The sequence below is a fragment of the Methanospirillum stamsii genome, assembly GCF_003173335.1.
GTDB lineage: Archaea > Halobacteriota > Methanomicrobia > Methanomicrobiales > Methanospirillaceae > Methanospirillum > Methanospirillum stamsii.
On sequence record NZ_QGMZ01000019.1, the window covers coordinates 51,145 to 69,587 of the forward strand.

Sequence of the window (18,443 nt, forward strand, 5' to 3'; positions counted from 1 at the left end):
CCTGATTTTAAGAAATTCTATGAAAACAGGAAACTGGAAAATTGTAGGCGGATTTGGTGCACACATCAAATCAAACCGGACAGAATTAATCATTCAGCATAAGGGAATAATAAAAGAAACTCCAATAAATGAAATCTCTCATTTGGTAATTTTTGGTGGCCACAACATCCAGACTTCCACGATTACCACTCTTATCAAGGAAGGAGTTTTCATCTCTTTTTGTGAATCTGATGGGGAACCGGTAGGGTATATGGCCCCTTATGATTATTCATCATTCAGGGAAATCCAGGAACTTCAGAAATCAGTTGCTCCATATTCATACGCATTTACCTGTGCTCTCGGATCCATCAGAACAAGAATTCTCACAATTGAAAAATATGCCGAAATATTCGGGCCGGATATCATTTATTCAGGTGAACTGGATCTTTTGTCAGGGTACAGTAAAGAACTGGAAAATATGGTCCGGATTGAAGAACTTCGAAGAATCGAGAAGCTTGTTCGTGATATGTATTATGAAATAATCAGCAGGTTTATTGATCCATCCTTGCATTTTAAAAGAAGAACGGTTAGACCATATTCAGATCCGGTAAATGCAATACTGTCGTTTGGATACGGAATGCTTTCTTCTGCATTTACCCGGGCTGTTGTTGGGGGTTATTTAGACCCATCAGCCGGATTTTTGAACAGAGGGAACCAGGCATTAGTGCAGGACCTCATTAATTGCTGGAAATGTGAAATGATTGATAAAGCAGCAATAGAATTTATCAGATCCGACGATTTTAACGTAAAAGGATACGAAATTTCACACGGACGATGTATCCTGAAAGAGGATATAATTCAGCAGTTAATTACCATTTTTTCGAGTACCATCAACCCGGATCTCATTGATTCACAGGTGGAAAATCTTATTCAGGCATTAAAAGGAGAATCACAATTTTCAATTCTCCGATAATCAGATGAGCTGACAAGTTCTTTTTTGCGATAATGACAGCAGCAGGTCATTATCATTTTTCACATTATATTTTCTTCACAGTATATGTTTTTTTTAATATTTTTCGTTGTATTTTATATTTTGTAATATATAGCATAATAAGGTTTATTATATGAATGTTGTGATCCAGAAAAATTAATAAAATAATAATAGAATTATAAAAATAAATTATATAAAAGAGGATATACAGGAGAGCAGTTCTGTTTCAAAACTCTTTGCAAACGCCTCATCTATTGATTCAACATATAATCTGACCAGTGGCTCGGTTCCTGATGGCCGGATGAGAGCCCAGGCATCTTTACGGTCGATTCGTATTCCATCAACCAGGTTCAGCGAGTCTTGAGCGAATTTTTCTTTAACGGCAGCAAGAATCTGTTCTGCATTCTTTGTATGGAATTTATGTTTAAGCATAACAGAAGGAGGAAGAGCATCAACAAGAGATGATAACGGCTGTTTTTTGTTTGCAAGGAGTATCACCATCATCGCTGCGGTCATTCCTCCATCCCTGCAGAACTGGTGATTCGGATAAATAAGCCCGCCATTTCCTTCACCGCCAAAAACCACCGGTTTTCCTTCTGAAAGAAGTGCCCTCATCCGACGTGCAACATAGATACTGCCAACAGCAGTGTAATCGACCATGCAGCCATGAGGAGAGATAACAGTTTCAATAAGCCGTGAGGTGCTGACCGGAGTTACCAGTACACCTTTTTTATTGGAACAGATATATTCGGCAACAAGAGCAAATTCCTTATTTTCCTCAACAAACCGGCCTTTATCGTCAATGAATACTGCCCGATCAGCATCCCCGTCGTGAGCAACTCCGAATGCTGCACCGGTTGAAACAACCATGTCAGCCAGTGGAGCGAGCCCTTCTATGGAGGGTTCCGGGTCCCGGGCGGGGAAATTTCCATCAGGATAGGCATTGAGAGTAAAAACCTGACAACCGATTGACTTTAAAATTTCCGCGGTTGTCCGGAAAGCTGCACCACAACCAGGATCGATGACAACTTTCATCCCCTCCCCAATCTTCTCCGGAACTTTTTTGACGACTCCTTCGATATACTTTGTAACCAGGTCACCTTCAGGGATTATCACCCCGACATCCTTCCATTCTTTCAGATCAAAATTGTAAGAAAAGACACGTTCTTCTATCTCGATGGATGCTTCATCATCCATTTCAGTCCCATCTTTTTCGATAACCTTAACCCCATTATATTCACCCGGATTATGGGATGCAGTAATTACCACTCCGGCACTGTACCGGTTCATGACAATGTACTGAAGAGCGGGCGTTGGAAGAATTCCACAATCAATGACATCACAGCCTGTTGCCATAAGACCTGCTTTCATTGCATTAATTAATGCAGGCCCTGAGGTCCTGGTATCCATACCAACAGCAATAGTCCCAGGGCGCATTGACCCGACCGCCATTCCAATCTTCATAACAAGGTCCGGAGTAATCAGTTCGCCAACAATACCCCGGACTCCGTTTGTTCCAAATAATTGCTTCTTCTTTTCAGACATTAGGCATCTTGTGTTAAATCATCAGGATTAAGACCTGGATTTTCTATCTGCTCTTCTTCTGGTTGAGATTCGGATTTCTTTCTTTTTTCCTGTTTTTCTTTTAACTGTTCCTCACGAATTTTCAGGAGACGAGATGATGCAAGAGCAACATGGCGCATTACCTCAGTAACGCGATCTTCTATCTCTATTTCATCATCGACCTCAATAGAAGTACTCTCAATCTCCATGAGAAACCGGGCTACTTCACTAACCTCGAATAATAAATCATCCAGTTCTTCCGGGGTGTAAAAACCACACATTGCCCCGTACAAAAAAGTAGCTCCTGCTTTACTGACTTTCTTTTTAAAAGAACTCCGGGCCTGGTTTACTGCCTGCGGAGTATACGTTCCGGTCATAAATGGGACCAGTTCAGGAAGATTTTTCCCGATATATGTCATTTCAGCACCGGATGAAGTCTGAAAATCTGAACATAACCTGGAGATTGCCCATTCCCTGGCAGTAATGAATGTCCTCTTCCGAAGAAACTGGTTTACCTGGGAGTATGATGCACCGTCAACCTTCCTGAACTTGTGATACTTTGTTGGATCCCGTGAACGGAATGAAGTTGACATGAGAAGTACCGTTAGAATTGCCTCACAGATAAGTCCACGGTAAAAAGAATTACCAGATAGACGGGGGGTTTTTTATATCTGACATACAACATGTATAGGGGTTGTCCCAAAGCCCAGATAGTGTAGTGGCCTATCATGTCGGCCTGTCACGCCGACGACTCGGATTCGAATTCCGATCTGGGCGTCTTGTTTTTATCAGTTTTTATCTTCAGTATATCCTCCATATCCAACTCTTATCTCAAATCGTGCTCCCTTTCCTCCTTCTCCGGTTTCATGGATAGTAATACCAGTAATCGATAGGATCTCTCTGACAAGGAAAAGACCAAGGCCGGTATTACTTCCATATCCCCGTTCAAATACTGTTTCTTTCAGGTCATCAGGAATCCCGATGCCATCATCTTCACACAAAATACAGACGAAATCGCCATCATGATAGTAGGAAAAACGGATGAGCGATAAAAATTCACCACCATGACGGAGAGCATTGTCAATAAGATTGAAAAAAACCCGTTCCAAAAGTGGATCAGCATAGATAATAAGCCCGTATAATTCATTAACAATCCTGACTTTTTCTGGAATACCAATTTCCGAAACTCTCTGAACAAGAGTTCCAACATCCTTCCACTCCGGCGAGTGGATACCAAGGTCCTGGTATACACGGGAAAATTCTATCTGGTCCTGAATTAACCTGGCAGCATCATTAATAATACTGATAATCTTCTTCGTTTCCAGATCATCATCTGGTTTTCCCAGAAGAGGTACAAGACCCAGGATTACAGAAACACGATTTCGAATGTCATGCCGTGTAATACTGGAAAGGAGATTTAATTTTTCATTCGTCCGGATTAATGCCCGTTCCGCCATAATCCGGGGAGTGATATCACGCATGCTCTGAATAGCCCCGATGATCTGACCCTTTGAATCATACAAAGGACCAGCCATGGATGAGAAATGTTTTCCCCCTTTGCCCATCCGGGGAAAAGACTCTTCAATAAATAAGGAATCACCGACTCTGCTCACATCCGGAAAAAACTCCATGACTGCAGTTTCTTTGTTAAGAACAGCATTAAGCAGCATTGGCCTTTTTTCCCCATAAAAGGGTATGGCGTACTCATATTTTCCCCGGCCGATGATATCAGAGTCAGGAATCCCTGTGAGTATCTCCATGGCATGGTTCCAGAAAATGACCCATCCATCCTTATCAACGACAAACGTCGCATCAGGAAGACGAGAGATGACATCCCGGAGTTGACGCGCTGATTCGCGGAGAGCTCCACTCTCAACCACCGCCTTCCAGGCAGTCCGCTGCCCGGTTATATCCTGCACATTAAGTGACCAGAATGCATTGACTTTTGTTCTTCCGGAAAGAATCGTCAGGTTATGAAATGCTGGAAATATGCTCCCATCCTGCCTTACATGATCTAACTCAAATGTGGTGTGTCCGGAATGTAGAGCTTTTTCCAGAAATGGAATGAATTGTTTATCAGGATAACCGGAAACTGAGGAAAATGGACTCCTCCCAATGAACCATTCCGGCTCAGTTCCATGCATTGATGAATAGGCAGTATTCACATAATCGACAACATCACCTGTCCCTGTCACAATACCGGTACTGGTATTTTCAACAATATTGGCCAGTTTTTGAAGTGATGTCTCAAATTTTTTTCTTTCAGATATATCTATTGCAAATCCACGAAAACCAATAATGTCAGTTCCGGTCCTGATAGGTGCAGCATATATAACCAGGGGGAATATATCACCATCCTTCGTAAGACCGGAATATTCCTTCCCGCTTATGGTTTTACCATCCCGGATCATCTGAAGGGACGATAAAAACAACTGATGATCCTCTGAATCGATAAGGTTTAAAATATGAAGACCTGATTCAAAATCTGTGCTGGAATACCCGGAGATTTCAAACCCCATCTGATTTAGAAAGGTAATATTTCCTTTCATATCACATTCAAACACAAATTCCGGAAGGAGGTCTGCAAGTTCCCGGTATTTTTTTTTCACTCTCGGTTAAAAGAAGAACATGTTCCTCCAGTTGTCTTCTTGACCGATTTAACTCCAGAAAAATGGGGTGAATTTCCTGTGCCAGCCTGCTGAATTCATCATCACCTTCCAGAAGTGATTCTGATGATTTTTTACGTTCACTTGACCGGATTTTTATCTGCTCAATAAGAGTATGTAACCGGGACAGGACCAGCCGGTCAATCATTACCAGGGATACCAGGATAACGACAAGGCCCAGAGCCAGCAGAATAACAATATAAATAAATATTGTGGATTTTCCCCGGTTGATAATATCCCTTTGAATGAGAACATCTAATTTAAGAAAACCATTGGAATCTATCGTTGGGATAAGGGTTGATCCGGTAATATTCGTGTCAGATAATGGAACTACAGTAATACGAGTCCCATCTTCCATTGTTAAAGGCTTGGAAGCAGGCAGAGATATCACCGGTTCAGACTGCCAATTTATCGAGAGAGAGAGATCAGAGATATCCGAAAGGGTATTGATCTTTTCATCATCAAGATATTCTCCAAAAATCAGGGTCCCTCCGGAAGGCCCCTCATATATGCTGGTAATAACCGGTTGGGCGACAATAAAAGAGTCACCTTCCGGGAGATGAATAAATCCGGAATGAGTATCCAGAATTGAATCAAAGGATAATAACCCGGGTATTGAAAGGATTTTTGTGACAGCATCAGGAGGCAGGGGCCCCAGGGATTCTTCAGAAACATTTTTCAACGCAGAATATTTGACTGAATTATCACTACGCAGATAAATAACGAAATCTATCCCGATGTTATGTATCGATTCGTAATTTATATTGCGTTCAATATATGCATCGTTTTTATCCCTTACAAAATCGTACGTCTCATCCCATCTGGACCAGTCTGTAGTTACTGCAATAAACTGTTGATTTTCATAATCAAGCATTTTGAGACTTTTCATCATCTTCTGAGTTACATCATCCTGCTCAAACTGAGCATAACTTTGAGTTAATAGGGTATTAGAAAAAAGAATGATGATGAAAATGCCACCAAGGAGAGTAAGCCCGATTATTAAGAATGTTTTTATCCGCAGATCCATTGCGCAGTTCCCCCATCCCGGCTTAAAGCCGATTCAGGATGGCATCTCACCAGAAAGACGGATTATTGAGGTGTGGTAATACTGATGAATGATCCTGAATATATTCCAAATACATTCATAATCGGGCGGGCAGTAATTATACATTGCCTCATCTGACCATCAAAGGGAATTGCTACGGGTATTTTTGAATCGTCAGAACCTCTGAAAAATGACGGAGATATCTGGATGGAGGGATTTATTACCGATAGACCCTCCCGGATATCCCTTAAAAAAATCGCCTGACCATTCTCATGGAATAATTCTTCAGCAGCCTGATTTGCCCAGATAATAGATAATTCAGAATCCACCAGAACCACAGGATGTACAGAATCGGATATCTGAACACACATGGACTGAGTAAGACCTGCCTTTTTTCCTTCGGTTGTAAGAAGCATCTTTTCACATAAGGCCAACGCAACATGAATTGAGCTTACAAGAAGATTGGGGTTGACCGGTTTTAAAAGAAAACCAAAGGGAAGGGAACGAATAGCTTTTTCAAATATCGTATGTTCATCATGGCCGGTAACAAAGATAACCGGAATCGTAAAGAGATTGAAGAGTTCTGCAGCAGTTTTTATACCAGACATCTCTCCGGCAAGGTCGATATCCATTAATACTATATCAGGTCTTTCAGCAGCAACCTGTTCAATCGCCTGTTCACCAGAATTAACCGGAGTCTGAAGGATAAAACCATTATCACGAAGCATCGATATTAGTACGCGAACAATAATCTCGTCATCTTCTACAATAAGAACCCTTTTTTCAGGCATTTGGAAAAGTCCTCCTGGACAAAGACCGGTGAAGTACTACCCCGTTCGTTTTTGCTATGTCTACTTGGGAATAGACGGTATAAAGTAATTGCTAGATCATCAGTTTCGCAGAATAGGTATTCTACGAAATTCTTAATATTTTAGAGATTCTAATAATATTATAGTGAATCAGGGTTATTTTTCAGAATGGATTCCCCGGTTTATCCAATATCTGAAAATGAGGAATTATTCGCAGAAAACATTGAGCAGTTATGACATCACCCTTCGGAGGTTTGGTCAGTTCATCTGGCTGACCAGATCATTCCGGGGTGACCTGTCAAAAAAGTGGGAACACAAAGAGATACTCAGGCTTGAGACCGATGTTCAGGTAACTGCAGCAGAAATTTCCCGGTACCTTGAGTTTCTCTCAACAGACAGGGAGTATCATGCTGCAACATACAACAGAATTCTCTCATCACTCTCTTCATTTTACCGCTTTTTGCTCATGCAGGAAGTAATTGATGCCAATCCGGTTCCAAGAATTGATCGCCCGAAAATAAAAGAGAAAGAACTCAGGTATCTCAAACATAGCCAGGTCATGCGTCTTTTAAACTCTATTCCGGATGAACGGGACCGGCTTATGATTCGGATTATCTACGCAACAGGTGTCAGGGTCTCTGAACTTTGTACCATGAATGTGGAGGATGTTGATTTTGATGATCAGATGATCCGGGTACTTGGAAAGGGAGGAAAAATCAGGATGGTTTTTGTGGATGAAGATACTCTTGATGAAATTGCAAACATTATTGGAAATCGTCTCTCCGGACCACTCTTTCCAGGACAGTCAGGGAAGTATATATCCACACGAACCGTTCAACTCATTTTCAAAAAATATGCACCCCCGGGCATTACTCCTCATAAAATCAGGCATAGTTATGCAAGTGAATTATACCGACGCTCAAGAAACCTCAGGGTAGTTCAGGAAAACCTGGGACACGCATCGATTAAAACAACAGAGGTCTACCTGCATACAGATGTGGATGAACGCCGTAAGGTTTACCAGGAATTTTTCCCTCTTGCTGGTGACCGGAAAAATCTGAAATCTTCAGATACACAGACGATTTTAGATGAGGATACATAGACCATTCGCACGCATGATGGAAAATGGCAGGATATAAAGCCCAAACCAGATATCTGATCGATAAAACACCCCATTTTACCAATCATGCTTCACTGGATTATTATCAGGGAGAAGATCTCTACATTGGTACATGAGGATGGAACTAAGGATTATTATAGTGTCAGTTTGACTGACGGGTAGCGCGAGATAAAAGAATCATACAGAACACTCCAGGAAAGTGAAGCCTGAAAATTTTTTTCAAAAAAAAATATTGGGGAAATACGTATGGATTCGGATATTTCTGACAGGATAACGCTATATTTTCCTGGCTTTTTATTGATGCGGAGATAATACCAGTGGGAGAGACTATATCATCGAAGAACCAATATGGTAGGGCACGGTATTATTCTGCAATTTATTACTCCCGTAGTGTAGGGGTCAATCATATCGGATTTTGGTTCCGATGACGACGGTTCGAATCCGTCCGGGAGTATTGTAGTAACCTTTTTTTGGCCTGAAAAATCAAATAGAAGAGATCGGGCGAATCACATCTCTTTTATATAACAATTCACTGTTGACTCATGGTGCCATTAACTATATACGATATCTTGAGATAATCACCTATCAGCAATAGTGCAGGATTTATTAATATGATAGGTATACGGTGGATTGATTTTGATCATATTCCTGACCGGTTATCAGGGCTTATTGATCTCTCATATAACCTGTGGTCTTCATGGCATCCGGAGGCATGGCTTCTTTTTAAAAATCTTAACAGACAGGGTTGGAAAGAATCGATTCATAATCCGGTAAAAATGCTCCAGGAAATACCTCAGGAGATCCTGGATACGGCAGCATCCAATATTGAGTATACCAATCACTACGACGCTGTAATTGCGAAATTTCAGCGATATATGCTGGCAAAAAACCAGTGGTTTGATGAGTATTACCCGGAGCACCAGAATCATAGAGTTGCATACTTTTCTGCAGAATACGGACTTCAGCACTCTTTACCTCTGTATGCCGGGGGCCTTGGGTTTCTTGCCGGAGACCATTTGAAAGAATGTAGTGATATCGGCATTCCTTTGGTTGCAATAGGATTCATGTACTCAGATGGATATCTTCACCAACGTGTCAGAAATGACGGGTGGCAGGAAGATGTGGAAGAAAAACTTGACCGGGATAATGCCCCGGTGAAGAGAGTACTCAACCGTGAAGGAACGCAGCTTATCCTCCAGGTTCCATTCATTACCCCTCAAATACATTTTGCCCTCTGGCGTGTGGATATCGGAAGAGTTATCCTCTACCTGATTGACACGGAAATTGAACAAAACCCACCCCACCTTCGCAATATCAGCAGCCGACTATACAGTAGTATTAATGAAATGAGACTTCTGCAGGAAGTGGTTTTGGGAATCGGCGGAACACATGCACTCAAATCACTCGGACTGAAATATTCAGCCATTCATTTGAACGAGGGACATGCAGCTTTTGCTCTGATAGAGAGGTACAGACAACGAATTGATGAAGGGCTCACCCCGGAAGAAGCGTTACAACAGATATACAAAACCACCCTTTTCACCACTCACACACCTGTCCCGGACGGGCATGATAGATTCCCGGTATGGATGATAGATAAGTATCTTAATACGTATTATGCCGGAATGCACATGTCACGAGAGGAATTCCTCAATAAAGGTCATCATATTGAAGATCCTCCGGATATGTTTAATATGGCTGCATTCTGCCTGAGAATGGCAGCATATGCCAATGGTGTCAGTGAAAAACATGGTGAAGTAGCACGCAGAATGTGGCATTTTCTCTGGCCTGATGAAAAACTCGATGACGTTCCCATCGGATCGATTACCAACGGAGTACATATCCCCACCTGGATTAATCCCCGCCTGGTTACCCTGATAAACCGGTATGTATCACCAATCTGTTCAGACTGGTTTGATCATCATGACAAGGAATATGTCTGGGCACTTATCGATAAAGTGCCGGATGCCAAACTATGGGAGCTCCATTACGCTCTCAAGATCAAATTAATCAACCGGATTTTACAATTTAAGCGTAGAGACTGGATGAAATACCAGGCTGACTGTGCAAATGTGGTTGCCGGAGGGGCACTCATTGATCCAAATACCCTCACCATCGGTTTTGCCAGGCGGTTTTCAACATATAAACGTGCAGACCTTATCTTCCAGGATCTGGACCGGCTTAAAAAGATACTGAATAATCCATGGAAACCTGTGCAGATCATTTTTGCAGGAAAGGCTCATCCTGCCGATGACGAAGGAAAACGAATTCTGCAACGGATATATCAATACGCGCAACAACCGGAATTTGGTGGGAGAATTGCCTTTATTGAAGATTATGGTGAACAGATTGCAAAATATCTTGTCCAGGGTGTAGACATCTGGATGAACAATCCGGTTCCACCCCAGGAAGCGAGTGGAACCAGCGGAATGAAAGCAGCAGTAAACGGGGTTCTCAATTTTTCTATCGCTGATGGATGGTGGATTGAGGGATACAATGGTAAAAACGGATGGATATTTGGTAAAAACCATTCGAATAATGACAGGAACTGGGATGATGCCTCTGAGATGTACACTCTCCTGGAAGATGAGATTGTCCCACTCTACTATGAAACCGGACTTGACGGTATCCCCCACAAATGGGTTGCGATGATGAAAGAATCAATAAAAAGTAATGCTCCCCGGTTCTCATCACGCAGGATGGTAAAAGAGTATATGCACAAATACTATATCTCTACAATCTCCACCGGTGAAAGCAGCATTTTTGAGAATGAAAGTTATTCTGATGGAATATCAGAGTAACCTTTATTCATCCGTTTTGCCGGATTCAGAAGTAGATTCCTCTGCATCGCTGATTGCAAGCTGATACATCCAGTCAAGGAGAGCATTGCATTCCTCAACAACACAATCTTCTTCGCATGCTATGCAGGGAATAAGTTCATCACCGGCAAGCAGACAATAGGGATCAGCAGGACCTTTCCTGGCAATTAATCTGAATGTCTTTATTCCTTCCTGCCGGTATTCAATACGCTCCACCCGATTAGAGTCAAGGAGTTTTTTTACAATACGTGAACATTTCCTGCTGTCAACCCCCAGAATTTTCCAGAGCTCACTCTGGAGAACTCCATCAGGAGATGATGCTATGATCCGAAATGCGTCTTCATCTGTTCCGGTCATGTCCACCCTTTAGGCTACCGGTGCAATTGACAGAATATTATTTCCCCGGATTACAAGTGTGCCAAGCTGGCGGCCTTTATTTACACCTGACATCTCTACACTTTCTTCAAGGTGCAGATTCAGATATTCATCCACTGCCACAAGCCGGCCCTGGAATGTCCTTCCCTCATCTTCTTTCATTTCAACGGAGATCAGGGTGTCAACAAGAGAATATACCTTCTTGATAGGGAGGACAATACTGCTAACCATCTGCCTTATATAAGGCCTGCAGCCATATTAAAGATTCCTGATGAAAGAAGAAAATGGATTATGAGAGGGAATATATCTCTTCAATTTTTTCGATTATTCCCTTGCTACCGATGTAGATAGGAGTCCTCTGATGAGGTTTTTCAGGCTGAATATCCAGAATATTCTGTTTTCCGTCAGTTATCCGGCCCCCTGCCTGGGTAATTATATATCCAAGGGGATTCGCTTCGAATAATATCCGGAGTTTTCCATTCGGTTTTTTCTCTGAACCCGGATAGGTGTAAATACCACCATACACCAGTAACTGGTGACAATCTGCTACAAAAGATCCTGAATACCTGATTTTGAAACCCTTCTGATCAAAATAATCGATCACTTTCACATGGGGCGCCAGCCATTCATTTCTTACTCCTCCGGTTCCGTACTGTGTCCCTTCAGGAACGCTAAAACTGTCCTTAAGCAGGAGATAATGTTCAGTCTCCGGATCCCAGGCAAAACTCTGGACACCCTTTCCAACCGATACAACAAGGACAGTCAGGGGTCCGAAAAGGGTATAAAATGCTGCTTTTAACTTTGACCCCGGTTGTAGCACTCCACCGTTTTCAAAAATCCCAACTATTGTTCCTACTGCAAGGTCTGTTGAGATTAAGGAAGATCCATCCAGGGGATCCATCACCATTGCGTACTCACAACGGGAGTTTTCAAATCTGATTATCTTCTCCTGTTCTTCTGATGCCAGTTCACGAACCAGGCCGGATTCCCCGACTACCCTGATAAGATGATCATCAGCCCAAGTATCCATCTGTGCCTGCAACTCTCCGGATGCATTCAGTGAATGCTCATACATCTGGTTGTCAAGAAATGCTTTACGGATGGGATCCATCTGTCTTGAAATTAACCGGATAAGAGCAATGAGGTCAGGTTCACATCCACATGATTCTAAATATTTTCGAAGAAACACCATACAAAACCGCATAGAAATATCCGCATCCGATCTAGATACTATTTTTGCATTTATTCCTGATCATCAGTATCATATCGGTGAACTTTAGTCATTAAAAGACAAGAAAAATTACGGAGAATTGATGTGATACGGATCCTCCTTCTTGACGATGAACCTGCAGTACTCGATATAACCTCTGCATATCTTTCAAAGCAGGAAGGATATCATGTCAGAACGGTTGATACCGTAAAAGGGGCCAAACTTCTGCTTAGTCAGTTTCCTATAGATGTGATAGTCGCGGACTATGCAATGCCTGATACTGATGGTATTTCATTCCTGAAAAGTCTGAGAAAAACTGGAATTACTATTCCTTTTATCTTCTTTACCGGAAGAGGAACAGAAGATATCGTCATCGAAGCACTTAACGAAGGCGCAGATTATTATATCAGAAAAGGGGAAGAAAACTCAGTAGTTTTACAAAAATTAGTTGACAGTATTAATAAAATCGTTGATAATAAGCGATCCCACAATGAACTCATTCTCAATGAGCACCGGTACCGGGAACTGGCTGAGAGACAGACCGATTATGTAAATTATATCCAGGCACTCCTGGATTCAATTCCAGCCCCGGTGTTTTACCGCGATGTTGATGGAATATACCGTGATTGCAACAAAGCGTTTGAAAATCTTGTAGGCCTTAAGAAATATTCTATCATCGGTAGGAATATTCACGATTTTTATCCAAAAGAACTGGCCGATCACTATCGGTACATGGACGATCTTATCATAAAAAACCCCTACAATCAACAGTATGAATATTTTATTACAAACTCCAAAGGAGAATATTCTGATGTTCTGTTTTCAAAATCAGCACTGTTATCTTCGACTGGTGAAGTTGCAGGAATTGTAGGGGTAATTCTGGACATCACTGACAGAAAAAAATTAGAACGAATTATCATTGAAAATGAAGAAAAATACCGGACACTTGCAGATTTTACCTATGACTGGGAGTCATGGATAAGCCCGACCGGCAAGTTTCTTTATATTTCTCCATCCTGTGAAAGAATTACCGGTTACACAGTGCAGGATTTTTCTGATGAACCTGATCTCATCATAAAAATGGTCCATCCGGAAGACCGACAGTTAATTGAACGCCATTATTCAAATGCCCCACTGAACCATGAAGGTGTTCATCATATGGATTACCGAATCTTTACCAAACAGAGTGAAGAGCGGTGGATTAGTCATTACTGTCAGTCAGTATTCCGGGATGACGGAACATGGCTTGGAAGACGGGAAAACAAACGGGATATCACACACAGAAAACAGGTTACTGCAGCATATGAACGGGCAAACATGAAATTACATCTGCTATCCAGTATAACCCGTCATGATATCTTAAACCAGCTTACCGTGCTAAATGGTCTAACCGACTTATTATCAGAATTTGACAATAATCCGGATATTCACACAATACTAAACCGGATGATAAAAACCATTGATACCATTAATTCACAGATATCATTCACCAAAGTTTACCAGGAGATAGGAGTTACTGCCCCAAAATGGCAGCATGTACCAACGGTGATTGCCCGGGCATCGAAAGGAAGTCAGATCCCACATATCGAAGTTGATAAACATTTATCAGATCTCTACATTCTGGCAGACCCATTTCTAGAAAAGATATTTTTCTGTCTTTTTGATAACTCTGAACGGCATGGGAAGAGAGTTTCTATTGCGAAATTTTCCTGCAATAAAGAAGAGAATCAGATCTCCCTCATCTATGAAGATGATGGAATCGGAATTGCGGACCATGAGAAAGAGAAGATCTTTGAGCGGGGGTTTGGCAGCAATACCGGATATGGTCTCTTTTTAACGCGGGAGATTGCAAGTATTTCCGGGTTTTCAATACAAGAGACAGGAGAGTATGGAAAGGGTGTCAGATTTGAGATAAGTATTCCGAATGGATCATGGTCAACAGGAATGCATGAGCAAAATGGTTTAATTATCAGGGATTAATCTATGAACATGCAGAAGATGAAATGCAGCATATGCGGACATGTATTTGACCCGGATAAGGGCGATAAAGATGCCCCTCCGGGAACTGATTTTCAAAACCTTCCGGATGGCTGGGTATGCCCGGTGTGTCTGGCAGCAAAAGGGATGTTCAGGCCGATATAATCAGGCGATTACCTTCACTATTTTTCCCTGTTTCATAATTGATACTTTACCACCACTCTCAGAAACAACAAATCCAATTGATTTAGTGACACCTGTAAGTGCTGCAACTGATGAATGACGGGTGCCCATACCCTTGGGGAGAGATATTGATGAAGTATCAAGCGTAATATACCGACCGGCAGATTCAAGAATGCCATCACCGGTGACCACGAAAGCACCATCCAAGAGTGCATATTCCTTGAGCATCTCACGCACATCAGGGAGTGACACAGTTCTCATCTCCGGTGGATGGCCGGAAAATGGATTAAGAATGAGCTGGCGGGATCGCTTCAAAACCTCGTCTGCATCACCTACCAGAAATGATGTTCCAATGGCTTTTCCTTCCCGACCTTCCCTCCCAATCTCAATACATGCCTGCAGTATCGCATCAAATATTTCTGGAGATATATCAGTTGACTGTAATATCCGGTCACGCCATACCCGGGTCGACATACGCTCTTCACCAGTTGATGCCTGCTCGGTCATATCTGTACCAATACAGATAATTCCTGACAGTTCACTCTCCCTGGTATAAAGGCCCCGGCTGGTCCATGCAATCCAGAGCCGTTCACCACTTTTTTTGCAGTGCTCAAAGATATGAATCGCTGATGACGATTCATCAGAGACTTCAAGAAAGAGTTCTGAAGGATTGGTTACATCCTGGATAGAACCAGGGGGAAACAGAATGTTTACATTCAAACCTGCGAGAGTATCAGGATCATAACCAAAACATCGTATGGTCGCAGGATTTGCAAATGAAATCGTCCCATCCGGCTGTAATTTCATGACAAGGGTTTCAGAGAGATATAGTTGTTCTTTACATTCATATTCGGTCTCCCGAAGGACTGCATTAATTGCAGCATATTCACGACGATCTTCGATAAACCATATGCCATCTCCCGGTTTGTCTGAATCAACAGGATCGATGGTTATTCTGCAGGGTAAGAGATCAGCATTTTTATCCCTGATTGCTGCCTCAATGCACATCACCTGATGCAGATTCTTCGTTAATTCTTCTTCATGAGAAGGATCAAGTGAAACAAGTGACTGAACCGGCGTTCTGATAATATCGGAGGGATCAATTCCGGTAAGGGTTGAAAAAAAAGGATTTGACCGGGAGATGATACCATCCTCAACCTGAAGGCAGGAGAGAGGCATTTTTGTAACAATCTGGTTTTGTCTTTCATAATCATCCCGCAATGAACGTTCAACTTTTGATCGTCCGGAGATCTGCCGCAATGATGATAATAATTGATGACCGGTATTTACGAGATTAATTGGGATTGATATACTTTCATGGGTAATATCCAGGAAAAAGAGATGGTTTTCATGTAAGGTATAAAGAAGAAATCCGGGGTAAAACCCGTTGATATGACACTGATGCTGGAGTTCCATAATTTCATGTATGTCCGAATCAGTATCAGCAGATAATGGAATACAGATAATTTCAGGAAGAAAAATCTGTGAACGCTTCACCCCATCTTGTATTGTTCTGACCTCAGTCAGATCTACCTGTAATAATCCGGACAGGTACTTTTTCAGACACGATGATGCAACACCACCATTATGAACCAGAAGGATCTTCACCATGATATGCCAATGTCCACATTCAATATTCAAGCGATTATCAGATATACCAGAAGACCTTTGCAGGATACCATTACAAAGGTTTGTGTACTAATACAGTATCTCCATGAAACGGTATTCAATTATTGCATCAGGAAGAGTTCAGGGTGTGGGTTTCAGGGCATATGTTCAGGAGATCGCATATGAAATGGATATTCATGGCTGGGTTAGAAATCTTCCGGATGGGACTGTTGAAATTGAAGCTGAAGGAGATGATGAAAAAGTGATGAAATTCATCACAGCTATCCGGAATTCAAACCACACCTATATTCAGGTCCAGGCGATTGATACCCGTAGCATCCCATGTACCGGGGATCAGGGTTTTATCATCAAAAGATTCCAGAACCTTTAATTGATCAAAAAGAGAATTGGTAACACATGAAGATAAGATATGCATTACTTCTCATCTCCTTATTATTCATCAGTGGTTTTTCTGTGGCAGACTGGAGTATTGCAGAACCAACAGAAGCAAATGCAGCATACATTAAATCAATAGAGGCACAGGGATATTGGAATTTTGAATGGGACCCGACAAATCCGATATCTGCAGCGATGCCATGTTGCTGGTGGGAAATGGTTTACGGAAACCAGAAAAAATATTTCGATGCCATATCCGGAGAAACCTCAGATAGTTCCACATCAGGTTCCAGTTCATCAATAGAGACAAAGAGTTACTGTCCGGCCTGTGGTGTTGACGATTCCTTTGCAACCCTGGAAAGTGAGCCAGAACTTATGGATCTCTCAGAAGAGATGATGGAGACAAAGCCCTGGCTAAAGGAAGGAAAAACCAGTACTGATGATAACAGTCAGGAAACCAACAATACCACTAAGGCATCAATAATGACATTCAGCGATCCGGTAAAGATCTAATAAAATATCTGTTTTCACTTTTTGTATCTTTTTTTTCGACAACTTCTTTGCCCACTACGAGATATATTGTATTGTGGCAGATAATAATCAGGATCAGGCAAATAATACTTCACATAAATATTTTGCAGGATTTGGAAGGAGAATAATTGCCGGGATCATCGACGGTCTTATCGTAACAGTCATTGCAGGGTTTGCTGCGTATTATCTTGGACTTACTGAAGGATGGAGAATGTTTCTTATGATCCTTCGTCATCAGGAAGTCCGGACCATGGATGGGATTCTTGTTACCTCCGCTGTGCCCGGACAGGTTGCAACATTCCTGCTTGTGACCGTCATCCTGATACCCTGGCTCTATTTTGCAATACTTGAATCATCAAAAAATCAGGCAACACTCGGAAAAATGGCAGCTCGGGCAGTTGTATCTGATCTCCATGGAAACCGGATTACATTTGCACGGGCATCTCTCAGACATTTCTCTAAATTTATCTCGCTGATCCTCTTTTTTTCCGGGTTTATTGCAATTGCATACACCAGGCATTCACAAGGGTTCCATGATATCATCGCAGCCTGTCTGGTATATTACCGGCCGGAAAAAATTGAATAATTTTTTTTAGGAACATCCACCACAGGAGATTACCTGTGGCTCTGTAAATAACTCATCCCATCTGTCACTTCGGGAATCCGTTGATGTCTGGGATTTAGAAAAAGCTGATGAAGACTCAATACCTGAAGTATAATTCTGAAGAGCTTCGAAGTCCTGAGCTTTTATAATATCCGCAACAGATGCGTAGCCGGATAACAGATCTGTTGCATTTGCACTTACATTCTGATAGGATGACACATTACTTTCACCGGATGTAGAATTTGTAGTATTGTTAACTGTTACTCCGGTATTGTACATAACCATTCCAGCAGCCTCTGCTTCATCCAGGATAGATGATGATTCAGAGGGGAAATCAAAATAATTTCCTGCATCTTCACCGTTCAGAACGCTGTCTCCTTCCCAGCTGATTGATGAGGGAAGTGACGATAAACCAGGATTTGATCCAACCGATGAACCGGCTGATGCAAATCCAATAGTGAGAGAGAAGATAAGCACGACGATAAAATACGTTCGATGACCTGGCAACATAGTATCAGGTACAATTCACCGTAGATACGGCATAAAGTTTCTTATTCCAGGAATGAA

18 protein-coding genes and 2 tRNA genes are annotated in these 18,443 nt (G+C 41.9%); 10 read left to right on the plus strand and 10 right to left on the minus strand.

All coding sequences use genetic code 11. The annotated features are described in order from the left end of the window. Nucleotides 1-19: 19 nt before the first annotated feature. A complete protein-coding gene (gene cas1 / locus DLD82_RS10690; protein ID WP_109941116.1) occupies nucleotides 20-952 on the plus strand; it encodes a CRISPR-associated endonuclease Cas1 in 933 nt (310 codons plus the stop codon). Between the two features lie 207 nt (nucleotides 953-1,159). Here cas1 and glmM read toward each other — a convergent pair whose 3' ends face one another. Both glmM and DLD82_RS10700 read right to left on the minus strand, forming a co-directional pair. Beyond that, on the minus strand, nucleotides 1,160-2,515 hold the full coding sequence (glmM, locus tag DLD82_RS10695) for a phosphoglucosamine mutase (RefSeq protein ID WP_109941117.1): 1,356 nt from the start codon (nucleotides 2,513-2,515) through the stop codon (nucleotides 1,160-1,162). Further along, the gene (locus DLD82_RS10700; RefSeq protein WP_109941118.1) at nucleotides 2,515-3,126 is read right to left on the minus strand and encodes a DUF5806 family protein; all 612 of its coding nucleotides are present in this window, start codon (nucleotides 3,124-3,126) and stop codon (nucleotides 2,515-2,517) included. Before DLD82_RS10700 ends, glmM begins: the two co-directional genes overlap by 1 nt. Before the next feature lie 111 nt (nucleotides 3,127-3,237). Here DLD82_RS10700 and DLD82_RS10705 point away from each other — a divergent pair. Beyond that, nucleotides 3,238-3,310 (plus strand) — tRNA-Asp (locus DLD82_RS10705). An 11-nt stretch (nucleotides 3,311-3,321) separates the two neighbouring features. Here DLD82_RS10705 and DLD82_RS10710 read toward each other — a convergent pair. The 3 genes from DLD82_RS10710 to DLD82_RS10720 form a co-directional block, all read right to left on the minus strand. After that, nucleotides 3,322-5,142: a PAS domain-containing protein gene (locus tag DLD82_RS10710; protein ID WP_109941119.1), complete on the minus strand. Its 1,821-nt coding sequence runs from the start codon at nucleotides 5,140-5,142 to the stop codon at nucleotides 3,322-3,324. After that, nucleotides 5,090-6,226 carry a CHASE4 domain-containing protein gene (locus DLD82_RS10715; RefSeq protein WP_109941120.1) on the minus strand — a complete coding sequence of 379 codons (1,137 nt, stop codon included), beginning with the start codon at nucleotides 6,224-6,226 and terminating at the stop codon, nucleotides 5,090-5,092. Before DLD82_RS10715 ends, DLD82_RS10710 begins: the two co-directional genes overlap by 53 nt. 62 nt (nucleotides 6,227-6,288) lie before the next feature. Beyond that, complete coding sequence (locus tag DLD82_RS10720) at nucleotides 6,289-7,035, minus strand: response regulator (protein WP_109941121.1); 747 nt, start codon at nucleotides 7,033-7,035, stop codon at nucleotides 6,289-6,291. Nucleotides 7,036-7,198: 163 nt separating this feature from the next. On the opposite strand from DLD82_RS10720, the gene xerA reads away from it, so the two are divergent. The 3 genes from xerA (at nucleotide 7,199) to glgP (ending at nucleotide 10,974) form a co-directional block, all read left to right on the plus strand. Further along, on the plus strand, nucleotides 7,199-8,155 hold the full coding sequence (xerA, locus tag DLD82_RS10725; protein ID WP_109941122.1) for a site-specific tyrosine recombinase/integron integrase: 957 nt from the start codon (nucleotides 7,199-7,201) through the stop codon (nucleotides 8,153-8,155). Between the two features lie 399 nt (nucleotides 8,156-8,554). Further along, nucleotides 8,555-8,627, plus strand: a tRNA-Gln gene (locus tag DLD82_RS10730). A 157-nt stretch (nucleotides 8,628-8,784) separates the two neighbouring features. After that, the gene (glgP, locus tag DLD82_RS10735; protein WP_109941123.1) at nucleotides 8,785-10,974 is read left to right on the plus strand and encodes an alpha-glucan family phosphorylase; all 2,190 of its coding nucleotides are present in this window, start codon (nucleotides 8,785-8,787) and stop codon (nucleotides 10,972-10,974) included. 3 nt (nucleotides 10,975-10,977) lie between these two features. Here glgP and DLD82_RS10740 read toward each other — a convergent pair whose 3' ends face one another. The 3 genes from DLD82_RS10740 to DLD82_RS10750 are packed head-to-tail and all read right to left on the minus strand — an operon-like array spanning nucleotide 10,978 to nucleotide 12,571. Next, nucleotides 10,978-11,349, minus strand: coding sequence for a helix-turn-helix transcriptional regulator (locus DLD82_RS10740; protein WP_109941124.1), 372 nt, complete (start codon nucleotides 11,347-11,349; stop codon nucleotides 10,978-10,980). A 9-nt stretch (nucleotides 11,350-11,358) separates the two neighbouring features. Then, nucleotides 11,359-11,598 carry an LSM domain-containing protein gene (locus DLD82_RS10745; protein WP_109941125.1) on the minus strand — a complete coding sequence of 80 codons (240 nt, stop codon included), beginning with the start codon at nucleotides 11,596-11,598 and terminating at the stop codon, nucleotides 11,359-11,361. A gap of 58 nt (nucleotides 11,599-11,656) precedes the next feature. Further along, entirely contained in the window at nucleotides 11,657-12,571 is a 915-nt protein-coding gene (locus tag DLD82_RS10750; protein ID WP_245920421.1) for a class 1 fructose-bisphosphatase, read from the minus strand. 111 nt (nucleotides 12,572-12,682) lie between these two features. On the opposite strand from DLD82_RS10750, the gene DLD82_RS10755 reads away from it, so the two are divergent. Together DLD82_RS10755 and DLD82_RS10760 are read left to right on the plus strand one after the other, a co-directional pair. Beyond that, nucleotides 12,683-14,557: a hybrid sensor histidine kinase/response regulator gene (locus DLD82_RS10755; protein ID WP_109941126.1), complete on the plus strand. Its 1,875-nt coding sequence runs from the start codon at nucleotides 12,683-12,685 to the stop codon at nucleotides 14,555-14,557. Between the two features lie 3 nt (nucleotides 14,558-14,560). Then, nucleotides 14,561-14,719 (plus strand): rubredoxin, encoded by a 159-nt coding sequence (locus DLD82_RS10760; RefSeq protein ID WP_342764571.1) that lies wholly within the window; start codon nucleotides 14,561-14,563, stop codon nucleotides 14,717-14,719. Here DLD82_RS10760 and DLD82_RS10765 read toward each other — a convergent pair whose 3' ends face one another. Further along, nucleotides 14,720-16,348, minus strand: coding sequence for a PAS domain-containing protein (locus DLD82_RS10765; protein WP_181391374.1), 1,629 nt, complete (start codon nucleotides 16,346-16,348; stop codon nucleotides 14,720-14,722). 103 nt (nucleotides 16,349-16,451) lie between these two features. On the opposite strand from DLD82_RS10765, the gene DLD82_RS10770 reads away from it, so the two are divergent. The 3 genes from DLD82_RS10770 to DLD82_RS10780 all read left to right on the plus strand — a co-directional run bounded on the left by DLD82_RS10770 (nucleotide 16,452) and on the right by DLD82_RS10780 (nucleotide 17,858). Then, nucleotides 16,452-16,736, plus strand: a complete 285-nt coding sequence (locus tag DLD82_RS10770) for an acylphosphatase (protein ID WP_109941128.1) — start codon at nucleotides 16,452-16,454, stop codon at nucleotides 16,734-16,736. A gap of 26 nt (nucleotides 16,737-16,762) precedes the next feature. Next, nucleotides 16,763-17,254 carry a hypothetical protein gene (locus tag DLD82_RS10775; RefSeq protein ID WP_109941129.1) on the plus strand — a complete coding sequence of 164 codons (492 nt, stop codon included), beginning with the start codon at nucleotides 16,763-16,765 and terminating at the stop codon, nucleotides 17,252-17,254. A gap of 73 nt (nucleotides 17,255-17,327) precedes the next feature. Continuing rightward, nucleotides 17,328-17,858: an RDD family protein gene (locus DLD82_RS10780; RefSeq protein WP_181391375.1), complete on the plus strand. Its 531-nt coding sequence runs from the start codon at nucleotides 17,328-17,330 to the stop codon at nucleotides 17,856-17,858. 6 nt (nucleotides 17,859-17,864) lie between these two features. Here the strand turns inward: DLD82_RS10780 and DLD82_RS10785 are convergent, their stop codons facing one another. Next, nucleotides 17,865-18,386, minus strand: a complete 522-nt coding sequence (locus tag DLD82_RS10785; RefSeq protein WP_146199756.1) for a hypothetical protein — start codon at nucleotides 18,384-18,386, stop codon at nucleotides 17,865-17,867. Between the last annotated feature and the right edge of the window lie 57 nt (nucleotides 18,387-18,443).

What these genes read in the sequence shown, in the direction of transcription:
- cas1 (WP_109941116.1), top strand. Translation starts at nt 20, where the DNA reads ATGAAAACAGGAAACTGGAAAATTGTAGGCGGATTTGGTGCACACATC.
- glmM (WP_109941117.1), bottom strand. Translation starts at nt 2,515, where the DNA reads ATGTCTGAAAAGAAGAAGCAATTATTTGGAACAAACGGAGTCCGGGGT.
- DLD82_RS10700 (WP_109941118.1), bottom strand. Translation starts at nt 3,126, where the DNA reads ATGTCAACTTCATTCCGTTCACGGGATCCAACAAAGTATCACAAGTTC.
- DLD82_RS10715 (WP_109941120.1), bottom strand. Translation starts at nt 6,226, where the DNA reads ATGGATCTGCGGATAAAAACATTCTTAATAATCGGGCTTACTCTCCTT.
- DLD82_RS10720 (WP_109941121.1), bottom strand. Translation starts at nt 7,035, where the DNA reads ATGCCTGAAAAAAGGGTTCTTATTGTAGAAGATGACGAGATTATTGTT.
- glgP (WP_109941123.1), top strand. Translation starts at nt 8,785, where the DNA reads ATGATAGGTATACGGTGGATTGATTTTGATCATATTCCTGACCGGTTA.
- DLD82_RS10740 (WP_109941124.1), bottom strand. Translation starts at nt 11,349, where the DNA reads ATGACCGGAACAGATGAAGACGCATTTCGGATCATAGCATCATCTCCT.
- DLD82_RS10745 (WP_109941125.1), bottom strand. Translation starts at nt 11,598, where the DNA reads ATGGTTAGCAGTATTGTCCTCCCTATCAAGAAGGTATATTCTCTTGTT.
- DLD82_RS10750 (WP_245920421.1), bottom strand. Translation starts at nt 12,571, where the DNA reads ATGCGGTTTTGTATGGTGTTTCTTCGAAAATATTTAGAATCATGTGGA.
- DLD82_RS10760 (WP_342764571.1), top strand. Translation starts at nt 14,561, where the DNA reads ATGAACATGCAGAAGATGAAATGCAGCATATGCGGACATGTATTTGAC.
- DLD82_RS10765 (WP_181391374.1), bottom strand. Translation starts at nt 16,348, where the DNA reads ATGGTGAAGATCCTTCTGGTTCATAATGGTGGTGTTGCATCATCGTGT.
- DLD82_RS10770 (WP_109941128.1), top strand. Translation starts at nt 16,452, where the DNA reads ATGAAACGGTATTCAATTATTGCATCAGGAAGAGTTCAGGGTGTGGGT.
- DLD82_RS10775 (WP_109941129.1), top strand. Translation starts at nt 16,763, where the DNA reads ATGAAGATAAGATATGCATTACTTCTCATCTCCTTATTATTCATCAGT.
- DLD82_RS10785 (WP_146199756.1), bottom strand. Translation starts at nt 18,386, where the DNA reads ATGTTGCCAGGTCATCGAACGTATTTTATCGTCGTGCTTATCTTCTCT.